The following is a 10693-nucleotide window of genomic DNA, read 5'->3' on the forward strand; positions in this document are numbered from 1 at the left end:
CCTGCATGTCGGTCGGCTTGATGCCGGAAGTCGAGGAGCCGACAATCGCGTTGGCCGGCGCGTGAGCGTCGATCTCGGCCAGCACGCGGTGTTTCAGGTCGAGCCGCTCCGGCACGCTCTCCTGGATGAAATCGGCATCGGCGACCGCTTCGGCGATGGTCTTGGCGAAGGTCAGCTTGCCCTCTTTCGGCAGGCCGCCGGGCACCATCTGCTTATAGGCGCGGCGCGCGCCCTTCATCACTTCGCCGACCTTGCGCGACGCCTCGGGATCGGGATCGAAGATCGACACGTCGATGCCGTTGAGCAGCAGGCGCGCCACCCAACCGGCGCCGATCACACCGCCACCGATGGCGGCTGCCTTGTTGATGATGCTCATGCTGAAGCTCCGGTTCTTGTCGCGGCGGTTGCGGGATCGATGAGGGGTACGCGCTCGCCGGCTCGGATCACCGAGGGATCGTAGGCCTTGCGGGCAAAGACTTCGAGCACGAAGGGCCGGAAGAATTCCATCGACAGCGTGTCATAGTCGGGGTCGAAGCTAGACTGGTCCCAGCGTTCGCAAAACTCGTCGCAATCGTCGAAATAAGCATGGCCGGCAAAGCGGTCGCGGGCGTGGCGGTTGCCGCCGAGATGATGGGCATAATAGAGCCGCTGGAAGTCGCCATGCTTTTCCACCACCCAAGTGCACTGCTCGCGCACGAAAGGTTTCAGGATCGAAGCGGCATATTCGTCGTGATTGTAAGGCGCATAGATGTCGCCGATGTCGTGCAGCAGCGCGCAAGCGATCCAGTCGGTGTCTGCGCCGTCGCGCCAGGCACGTGTCGCTGCCTGCAGCGAATGGCCGAGCCGGGTGATCTTGTAGCCGGAAAGACCCGCGTCGAGCTGCACCAGCGCGTCGAGCAGCCGCTCGCCGGTCCTGGCCGCATAGTCGATTTCATGCGCGGTCAGGAACTCGTAGTCGTCCCGGTCGCCATCCTTCATCGCGGTGAATTTTACGGTAGTCATGCCGACCCTCCCGACGAATAATTTATGCCGCGATCGGCGCCCGCTTGGTGAGGTTGAGCTTCTGCCGTACCTCTTCCGGCCCAAGGATTCTGGCGCCGAGATTGGTGACGATGCTGGCGGCGCGCTCGACCAGCTGTGCGTTGGTGGCCAGCACGCCCTTGTCGAGCCACAGATTGTCCTCCAGCCCGACGCGGACATTGCCGCCGGCGAGCACCGCCGCCGCGGCATAAGCCATCTGGTTGCGGCCGATGGCGAAGGCCGACCAGTTCCAGGTCGACGGCACATTGTTGACCATGGCCATGAAGGTGTTGAGATCATCAGGCGCACCCCACGGCACGCCCATGCAAAGCTGCACCAGCGCATCCGGGTTGAGCACCTTTTCCTCGACCAGTTGCTTGGCGAACCACAGATGGCCGGTGTCGAAAGCCTCGATCTCCGGCTTGACGCCGAGCGCCGTCATCATGCCGCCCATGGCGCGCAGCATGCCGGGCGTGTTGGTCATGACATAGTCGGCCTCGGCGAAATTCATGGTGCCGCAGTCGAGTGTGCAGATTTCCGGCAGGCATTGGCGCACATGTTCCATGCGGTTGGTGGCACCGCCCATGTCGGTGCCTTTTTCGTTGAGCGGCAGCGGCGCTTCCGGCGATCCGAACACCATGTCGCCGCCCATGCCGGCGGTCAGGTTCAGGATGACGTCGACTTCTGCCGCGCGGATGCGCTCGGTCACTTCGCGGTAGAGATGTACGTCGCGCCTCGGCCTACCGGTCTCGGGATCGCGCACATGGCAATGCACGATGGCGGCGCCCGCCTTGGCCGCATCGATGGCGGAATCCGCGATCTGCTTGGGCGAGCGCGGCACATGCGGGCTGCGGTCCTGCGACCCGCCGGACCCGGTCACGGCACAGGTAATGAAGACCTCACGGTTCATCGCAAGCGGCATGGAACTCTCCTCCGAAAGAAATAGACCTCAACAATGCCCGACTTGCCGGAAACTGTTTTGCGTTTTACGAAGCTTCCATGACGAAAAGCGAAAAACCAACGATCTTTCGCGCCGAGCGCTCGCCGCTTAGGGTGACGCTGCTGGTATTTTCCGGTTCGTCGATCATGTGCGTCGCATCCGCCGTCGATCCACTGCGCGCGGCCAACCGCATCTCCGGCGAGACCCTGTTCGATTTCAAGCTGGTCTCGGTGACCGGCGAGGCTCCAGTCACCACTTGCGGCCTGCCGGTGGCGGTCGGCGGCCGCTTCGATGCGGGCGAGTCGACCGACGTTCTTGTCGTCGTCGCCGGCTTCGGCACCCAGAACTATGCAACCTCGGCTCTGTTGTCCGGCCTGCGCCGGGCTGCACGGACAGCACGCGCTTGCGGCGGTGTCGAAGCCGGCACCTGGCTGGTGGCGCGCGCCGGCCTGCTGGAAGGACGCAGCGCCACCACCCACTGGGAAGACATGGAGGATTTTTCCTCGGCCTTTCCCGGCGTCGACGTGCGTCCGGACCGTTATGTCATCGACGGGCCGGTGTTCACCTCGGGCGGCGCGTCGCCGACCTTCGACCTGATGCTGCATCTCATCCGCACGAGGCTCGGCATGGCCGTCGCGCTCGATGTCGCCAGCGTCTTCATCTACGACCAGGCGCGCGCCGCCACCGACGCACAGCCGCTGGTCTCGCTCGGCCGGCTCGATGGCTACGATCCGCGGCTGGCGCAAGCGATCCGGCTGATGGAAGCGCATGTCGACCAGCCGCTGACCATTGAAGCGGTGGCCAAGCGCGCCGGCGTGACGGCACGGACGCTGGAGAGCATCTTTCGCAAATCGATCGGCGAGACACCGGGCGCCTATTATCTCAGGCTGCGCCTGGGCGCCGCGCGCCGGCTGGTAGTCGATACAAGGATCGCCATGGCCGATATTGCCGGGCGGACCGGATTCTCATCCGCCGCGGGGTTTTCAAGAGCGTTTTCAAGGGCTTTCGGCGAAGCGCCGGTCAGGCTGCGCCGGGGCTGACTATGATAGAATCAGGCAGCGTTCTGACGGTCGCTGCCGCCGTCGATCTGCGAGCGCATTTGCTTGGCAAGATGGGTCTCGAAACGGCTGGCCACAGCGCGATCCCATTCGTTCGAGCGGCGCGTGCCGTCCTTCGGATGCGGCATTGCCATCAGCCGGTCGATGATCGATCCAGCCTCGCCAGGTGAGAGCAGGGCGTCGATTTCACGTTCGTTCTGCATATCGGTTCGCCTCCTTCTTCCTCTCCCGCCACGAGCCACTCTTATACGAGATTCGTGACGGCAGTTTGAAGGCAAGAGCGAGGTTATTGAAGGGCGTCGAAGGGCAAAACCATGTCGCTGGACCGGGCCATGCGCAAAGCTGTTCCTGCGCCCAGGCAGGTCAGGTCAACGAGAAATCTATTGTTGGATTGCGCAATTCCCAAGGCAAAGCGCTGTACGCTTTTCCCGGGGAAACCGTTACCCACTTTTCCTGGAATTGCTCAAAGCCGCTTTTCGAACAGCACCGTGGTGAAGCCACTGTCCCATTCGTCATCGGGATAGCGGCTTTTCTCGATATAGCCGACCGCTTTGTAGAGTGCTTGTGCGGGCAGGTTGAACGTGTCGGTCTCCAGCCGCGCCTGCGCCAATCCGGCCGCACTGACCGCCTGTTCGGCATGGGAAAGCAGCTTGCGGCCGACACCTTGGCCTTGACGGGATGCCATCACGTGCAGGGCCTCGATGAAATCCGCGCGCCAATGGATCAAGCCGGCGACCTCGCCATCGATCTCGGCAACGGCGAATTCAGGCCAGCTCTGGTCGACATAGCGCCCGCCAATATCCGTCTCGACATAGCGTTGCGCGGCTGCTTCGGTGATGTTCGGCAGCCAGGTGCCTTCGAAGGTTTCCTGCAGCACCTGCTTCAGCGCCGGAATATCGCTCGCCTGCGCCGGGCGCACAATGATTCGATCCTCTGCCATTTCCGTCTCCTGCCAATGCATGTCGCCCAAAGTGCACAGCGATTTGGGACGACGACATGCCGCCGCACGGGTCCTCTTTCGGTGACACGTGTAGCGTCCTGGTCTCACGCAGGCTGCCGAAGATCTGTGCGATCCTCGGCAGCTTGTCGCGAAGTGGGCTGACTAGCAGATGGCGATGGCGGCGGCTTTCAGCCAGTGGCGCCGGATGTCGGTCCAAAGATGAAGCGGCGCTCGCCCTACACGTAGCGGTTGACGATGTTTTCCAGCAGTTCCTGGCGGCCGGACCTCGGCTGCGGCTCGATCTTCTTCTTGACGACACGCTCGGCGATATCCTCAAGCGTGCGCTTGCCGGCAAGCATCGCCTTGCCCTCGGCCGTGTTCCAGCCGGCATAGCGTTCGGCCAGCGGCGCCGACAGTGCCTTGTCCTCGACCATGCGCGCCGCAGCTTTCAGGCCGCGAGCGCAAGAGTCCATGCCGCCGATATGGCCGATCAGCAGGTCCTGCGGATCGAGCGACTGGCGGCGCAGCTTGGCGTCGAAATTGGTGCCGCCGGTCTTGAAGCCGCCAGCCTGCAGGACTTGGTAGTAGGCCAGTGCCATTTCCGGCACGTTGTTGGGGAACTGGTCGGTGTCCCAGCCCGACTGGTAGTCGTTGCGATTCATATCGATCGAACCGAAAATGCCGAGCGCATTGGCCAGAGCCAGTTCGTGCTCGAAAGAATGGCCGGCCAGGATGGCGTGGCCCTGCTCGATATTGACCTTGACCTCCTTCTCCAGCCCGAAGCGCTTGAGGAAGCCGTAGACCGTGGCGACATCGTAATCGTACTGATGCTTGGTTGGCTCCTGCGGCTTCGGCTCGATCAGGATCGTGCCCTTGAAGCCGATCTTGTGCTTGTAGTCGACGACCATGCTGAGGAACCGGCCGGCCTGTTCCTGCTCGCGCGCAAGGTCGGTGTTGAGCAGGGTCTCATAGCCTTCGCGCCCGCCCCACAGCACGTAGTTTTCGCCCTTCAGCCGCTTGGTGACGTCGATACAGCTTTTTACCGTCGCCGCCGCGTAGGCAAAGACATCCGGATCGGGATTGGTGGCCGCGCCCGACATGAAGCGGCGGTTGGAGAACAGATTGGCGGTGCCCCAAAGCAGCTTGACGCCGGTCTGCTTCATCTTGCCCGCGAAGTAGTCGGCGATCTCATCGAGGCGCGCCGCACTCTCGGAAAAATCCTTGCCTTCCGGCCGTACATCGGCGTCGTGGAAGCAGAAGTAGGGCGCGCCGAGCAACGAGAACATCTCGAAGGCGACGTCTGCTTTCAGTTTTGCCAGCTCCATCGTGTCGGTGCCGCCGGCCTTGGGAAACCACGGCCGGTCGAAAGTCTGGCCGCCGAACGGATCGCCACCCGGCCAGGCAAAGGAGTGCCAGTAGGCAACGGCGAAGCGCAGATGATCTTCCAGCCGCTTGCCGGCGACGACCTCATCGGGATTGTAGAACCTATAGGCCAGCGGATTGGTCGAATCCGGCCCTTCATATTTGATCTTCTGGATGTCGCCGAAAAATCCACTGCTCATGATTTCTGTCCTCTCACAAAGTTCTGACGCCATTACCTCAGGCGTAATTGGTTTCACGCCGGCGCTGGTTGAAAAGGGTCATGTCAAAGCCACCAAACGAAGGAGACAGACCATGACCGACCTCACCAAGATCGCTAAAAACTACATCACCGCCTGGAACGAAAGCGATGCCGGCCGCCGGGCCGAATTGCTCAAGGCGACCTTCACGGAAGACGTCAGCTACCGCGATCCGCTCATGCAGGGTGATGGCCATGAAGGCGTCGCGGCTCTGATCGACGGCGTGCAGCAGCGCTTTGCCGGTTTCCGGTTCTCGCTGAAGGGTACGCCGGACGGTTTTGCCGACAAGATCCGCTTCTCGTGGAATCTCGGACCTGAGGGGACGCCTTCGGTGATCGAAGGTACCGACATCGGAATCATCGAGAACGGCCGCCTCAAGAGCGTCACCGGTTTTCTCGACAAGGTGCCGGCGCAGTGAGCCGGACAGCCGCGGCGTGGGCGAAAGACCGTTCACGCCGTGGCGACCCTGATTGCCGGGTACAGCGCCCGGTAGCGCTGATAGGCATCGGCATAGGCGCCGCCGAGCGCCGCATCCGGTTCGATAGTTGCGTCCGTCCTCGGGGCCGTACAGATTTCGAGCGGATCGGCACCCGTCGCCGCGATCAGGCCGAGCCGCGCGGCACCAAAGGCGGCGCCGAAGTCGCCGTCGGCAGGAATGTCGACAGGCAGTTGAAGCGCGGTGGCAATCGCCTTCAACCAGTAGCGTGAGCGCGAACCGCCGCCGATCGCCGTCACCCGCGTCAAGGCTGTGCCGGCCGTGGCCAGCGCTTCGAGGCTGTCGCGGAAGGCAAAGGCTACACCCTCCAGCACGGCCTGGGTCAGCACGGCACGGCTCGATTGATGCGCCAGCCCGGTGAACGCGCCGCGAATGGCGGAATCATTGTAGGGCGTGCGCTCACCCGAGAGGTATGGCAGGAAGGACACGCCGCTCGGCGCCTTCAATGTGTCGCCGAGCTCAGTGGTCAACTCGCCGGCGCTCTTCCCGGTGATTTCCGACAGCCAGTTGAGCGAATCGGTTGCCGACAGGATGACCCCCATCTGGTGCCAGGTGTTCGGAAGCGCGTGGCAGAAGGTGTGAACCGCGCTAGCCGGGTTGGGCAGGTAGGAAGCGTTGGCGGCAAACAGCACACCCGACGTGCCGAGCGAAACAAAAGCGTGGCCGGCGCCAACCGTGCCCATGCCGCAGGCCGAGGCCGCGTTGTCGCCGGCGCCACCGGCGATCGGAATGCCGGCCTGGACGCCCCACTTCGATGCCAATTCGCTGCGCAATGCGCCTGCCTTCTGCGTACCCTCGACCAGCGACGGCATCTGCTTTTCATCGAGCGATGTCGCCGCGAGCAAATCCGCACTCCAGCGCCGCTTGCCGACATCGAGCCAGGACGTGCCGGCAGAATCCGACATTTCCGAAATGTGCTCGCCCGAAAGCCAGAGCCGCAGGAAATCCTTGGGCAGCAGCACTTTTGCGACCTTGGCGAAGACAGCGGGCTCGTTGTTCTTCACCCAGGCCAGTTTCGGCGCGGTGAACCCGGGAAAGACGATGTTGCCGGTCAGGGCGCGGAAACGCGGATCGGCATCGAGGACGGCGGCCTCGGCATGGCTGCGCGTGTCGTTCCACAGGATGCAGGGGCGCAGCACCTTGTCGGCGGCGTCAAGCAGCGTGGCGCCATGCATCTGGCCAGACAGGCCAATGCCCTTGACTGCCGCGAGTTCATGCGGATGGGAGGATTTGAGCTCGGCGATTGCGTCTTCGCAGGCCCGGATCCAGTGCTCGGGATTCTGTTCCGACCAGCCGGGGTGCGGCCGTGAAACATCAAGCGAACCATGGCCGGAACCGATGACGGTTTGCCCGGCATCGATCAGCAGCGCCTTGACGCCCGACGTCCCGAGATCGAGGCCCAGATACATGTCTTCCTCCCACGCCAGTTAATTTTTTCGGGTCTCGAAAAAATCTGGCTTGGCCAGTTTTTAAAACAAGATCCGCTTCGGGTCAATTCTCCGACAAATCGGCGGCGCGTCGCACAAACAGCGCTGACAGCGGACTGTCGGGCCGCGCCATCGAACGCTCCGCCGTGAGCGCCCTGGCCAGCGCACCCTCACCGGCGCGCAAGGCCGCCTCGATCAGCGTCAGGTCGATGACGTCGCGCTGGGCGTGGCTGCCACCGAAACGATGTGCGATCGCGCGGATCGGCCGGATCAGGCGCGCGGTCTCGGCGTAGCTGCCCTCACCGAATGCCTTGATGGCGAGCGTCAGCGGATGGCCGACATCTCGCGTGAAAGCCGCATTGTCGTCGCTGCCACGCATGGCCTCGCGCTGAGCCTCGAGCAAGGCGAGGGCCGGCGCATCTAACCCGGCACCCACGAAGGCCATCATCGCGTGGGCGTCGTTGAAGGCATAAAGGCCCGCTCCCGCCTTGCCCCAGTTGGCGGCGAGTGCCGCCCAGCGGTCGCCGACATCGACGCCGCCGAGGTGGAGCCGCCACAGGATTGCCGAGGCATCGACCATGTTGAGCGCCATCGTCGATTGCACGCTGTAGATAGGGCCGTCATAGAGGGCCAGCACCGCGTCGGTCTCGCCGAGATCATAGTGGAACAGCGCCAGGTGCCACCAATTGTGGACCTGCAGGAAGCTCTCCCGTGTCCACGCTTCCGGATTGGCGCGCATCCAGGCAATGCCATCCCTTTGCCGGCTTTGCATCTCCATGACATGGGCGACGGCGTGCTGCGCCCAGCCGTCGCGCGGCTCGATGTCGACTGCCTCGCGGCCAAGCTGCTCGGCCCTGACATAGTCACCCATTTCCTCCAGCCCGAAAGCCTGCATGCCGAGCATGGCGTGGTAGCCGGGCATGCCGCTTTGCCACGAAGGCAGGGCACGAGCGATGCGGTCGCGCAGCATGCGGGCATTGCCGGTGAAGAAATCGATCTGGTGGCCGACCTGCAGCGCCAGCCCGTCGCGCGGGGTCTCGATGGTGATGTCCTCGAGAACGCGGCTGGCCTCATGCCAGCGCCCGCTGGCGAGATGGCCAAGGGCCGAGACATGCGCCCGCTCGCGCGTGGTCGCGGCAAGCGGCAGTGCGGCCTCATGGCAAGCCTTGGCCACGGCCGTCGCCTCCCGCTCGGTGGCGAGGCCGAAGAGATATCCCTTGAAGACATGGGCCATGACGAAGCCGGGATCTTCAGCGATGGCGCGGTCGACGGAAGCTACGGGATCGCCGATGAAGCACTGCAGTTCACGCACTGCCTGGCTGTAAGGCGTGAATCCCGCCTCCGTCGCGCCCGAAAGTGCCAGGCCGAATGCGTCCCTGGTTGCCATGCGATGTCCTTTATCGACCCGTGACAGGCCCTTGATCCTTCGGCCCAAAGCGATCCTAAAGCATAGGCCACGGACACGCCAACCGTGCGCTACGCCAGACCTTTCAGTAGTCTTTGCAGTTTAGCAACCATGCGGGGCAGATTAGGCTTTGTAAAATTGAATGAATTGTGTCTTCATTGCGGCGGCTGGCGGGGGCTGGAAATCGCGAATCGAGAGGGGACGCGATGCGGCATGTGAAGAACTCGCTTCCGAACAGTCGTTCGGCGGATGTGCAGGTGACAATTGCTTCGCAATGGCGAAAGCCGCATCCGTTACATCCGTGGCTTATTAGCATCCTCTCAACTACAGCTTTTGCGTTGCTGCCCAACTCCGCCGCGTTTGCCGCATGCGTGCTGGCTCCATCCGCCGGAAACACCGTCTACACCTGTGACAGCGGCGACTCAGGCGGCAGCCTCACCGATCTCGACGGCGACAACACGCTGAATTTTCCCGCCGGCGGCACCGGGCAGATATCAGGCAATGTGACCTTTGGCGTCGGCACGGACCGCATCGACATGCAGTCAGGCACCATAACCGGCACCGTCGATCAGGGTGGCGGCACGGATTTCTTCAAAATTGGCGCGGGCACCGTCACCGGCAATGTCCAGCAGGGCGCCGGCATCGACGACTTCAACATGAGCGGCGGCCAGATCGGCTCGCTCAACCAGGGCGACGGCCTCGACACCTTCACCATGACCGGCGGACGCATCGTCGATTTCTTCGACGATGGCGACCACGCCGTGATGACCGGTGGCCGCATCGGCCGGGTCAACATGAAGCTCGATCAGAACTATTTCAACATGTCAGGCGGCACCATCGACCGCAACCTCGTCACTGGCTTCGACAAGGACACGATCATCCTGTCGGGCGGCACCATCGGCGGCAACATCAGCGTCAGCGGCGGCAATGACAGCGTCACGGTCACCGGCGGCACGGTCGGTGGCGATATACTGATGAGCTTTGGCGCCGACAATTTCGTCTGGAACGGTGGCGGCATCATCTATGGTTCCGTCGATCTCGGCGGCGATAACGACACCGCCAGGCTCAGCAACCTCACCAACGCCAATCTCGGTGCCACGGATGCCATATCAGGTGGTGCCGGCACCGATGCGCTGACCCTGGACAACGTCAAACTGGATGGCGTCAGCCGGCTCCAGAACTGGGAAAGCATCGACGCCACCAATGACACCCAGCTGACGATGGACAGCAATCTGGTGCTCGGCGACAGCGGCACCGGCACGGGTTCGCTCAGTGTCGATGCCGCAAGCACGCTCTACGGCGGCGGCTTCAATGCGGCGATCCAGGCGTTTACGGCAGGCCAGCTGGCGCAGGTCACCAATGCCGGGCGCATCGACCTGACCAATGGCAGCACCGGCGCCACCGACAGCCTGACGATTTCGGGCAATTATGTCGGCCTGGGTGGCCTGCTGCTTATCCAGACCGAGCTCGGTGACGATTCCTCCGCATCCGACAAGTTGGTCCTGTCGAGCGGAACGGCTTCCGGTTCGACCGGCATCTCCGTGGTCAATCTCGGCGGCGCGGGGGCTGCGACCACGCAGGACGGCATCATGGTCATCCAGGCAATCAACGGCGCCACCTCGGGCGCCACGACATTCGCGCTCGACGCCCCGGTCGCCGCCGGGGCCTTTGAATATTATCTGTTCAAGGGCGGCGTCAGCGCCGGCAGCGAGGAGAACGGGTACCTGCGCTCGACGCTGAACACGCCGGCCCCGCCGGCGGGGCTGCGGCCGGCGGGGCCGGCGTGTT

10 protein-coding genes and 1 pseudogene are annotated in these 10693 nt (G+C 63.3%); 3 read left to right on the forward strand and 8 right to left on the reverse strand.

The window, feature by feature from the left end; genetic code table 11:
- From EN991_RS09970 to EN991_RS09980, 3 genes are all read right to left on the reverse strand, one after another.
- Positions 1-376: 3-hydroxyacyl-CoA dehydrogenase NAD-binding domain-containing protein (locus EN991_RS09970; protein ID WP_245460938.1), on the reverse strand; the 376-nt coding region annotated here is incomplete at its 3' end.
- A complete protein-coding gene (locus tag EN991_RS09975; protein WP_127368670.1) occupies positions 373-1002 on the reverse strand; it encodes an HD domain-containing protein in 630 nt (209 codons plus the stop codon). The genes EN991_RS09970 and EN991_RS09975, both read right to left, overlap by 4 nt.
- A 22-nt stretch (positions 1003-1024) precedes the next feature.
- Complete coding sequence (locus EN991_RS09980; protein ID WP_013528293.1) at positions 1025-1942, reverse strand: 3-keto-5-aminohexanoate cleavage protein; 918 nt, start codon at positions 1940-1942, stop codon at positions 1025-1027.
- Between the two features lie 77 nt (positions 1943-2019).
- On the opposite strand from EN991_RS09980, the gene EN991_RS09985 reads away from it, so the two are divergent.
- Positions 2020-3000, forward strand: a complete 981-nt coding sequence (locus tag EN991_RS09985) for a GlxA family transcriptional regulator (RefSeq protein WP_127368671.1) — start codon at positions 2020-2022, stop codon at positions 2998-3000.
- Between the two features lie 11 nt (positions 3001-3011).
- Here the strand turns inward: EN991_RS09985 and EN991_RS09990 are convergent, their stop codons facing one another.
- The 3 genes from EN991_RS09990 to xylA form a co-directional block, all read right to left on the reverse strand.
- Positions 3012-3221 (reverse strand): hypothetical protein, encoded by a 210-nt coding sequence (locus tag EN991_RS09990; protein ID WP_013528291.1) that lies wholly within the window; start codon positions 3219-3221, stop codon positions 3012-3014.
- Between the two features lie 260 nt (positions 3222-3481).
- Entirely contained in the window at positions 3482-3958 is a 477-nt protein-coding gene (locus tag EN991_RS09995) for an N-acetyltransferase (RefSeq protein ID WP_013528290.1), read from the reverse strand.
- A 236-nt stretch (positions 3959-4194) separates the two neighbouring features.
- Positions 4195-5520 (reverse strand): xylose isomerase, encoded by a 1326-nt coding sequence (xylA, locus tag EN991_RS10000; RefSeq protein WP_024501968.1) that lies wholly within the window; start codon positions 5518-5520, stop codon positions 4195-4197.
- 112 nt (positions 5521-5632) lie between these two features.
- Between xylA and EN991_RS10005 the strand changes: the two genes are divergently transcribed.
- A complete protein-coding gene (locus tag EN991_RS10005) occupies positions 5633-5995 on the forward strand; it encodes a nuclear transport factor 2 family protein (protein ID WP_013528288.1) in 363 nt (120 codons plus the stop codon).
- Positions 5996-6027: 32 nt separating this feature from the next.
- On the opposite strand, the gene xylB is transcribed toward EN991_RS10005, so the two are convergent.
- Positions 6028-7482 carry a xylulokinase gene (xylB, locus tag EN991_RS10010; protein WP_027161005.1) on the reverse strand — a complete coding sequence of 485 codons (1455 nt, stop codon included), beginning with the start codon at positions 7480-7482 and terminating at the stop codon, positions 6028-6030.
- An 82-nt stretch (positions 7483-7564) separates the two neighbouring features.
- On the reverse strand, positions 7565-8887 hold the full coding sequence (locus EN991_RS10015; RefSeq protein ID WP_127368672.1) for a tetratricopeptide repeat protein: 1323 nt from the start codon (positions 8885-8887) through the stop codon (positions 7565-7567).
- A 224-nt stretch (positions 8888-9111) separates the two neighbouring features.
- Between EN991_RS10015 and EN991_RS10020 the strand changes: the two are divergent.
- Positions 9112-10693: pseudogene (locus EN991_RS10020) on the forward strand (autotransporter outer membrane beta-barrel domain-containing protein); the annotation flags it as partial.

This window comes from Mesorhizobium sp. M7A.F.Ca.US.005.03.2.1, from assembly GCF_003997795.1.
In the GTDB taxonomy this organism is placed as follows: Bacteria; Pseudomonadota; Alphaproteobacteria; order Rhizobiales; family Rhizobiaceae; genus Mesorhizobium; species Mesorhizobium ciceri.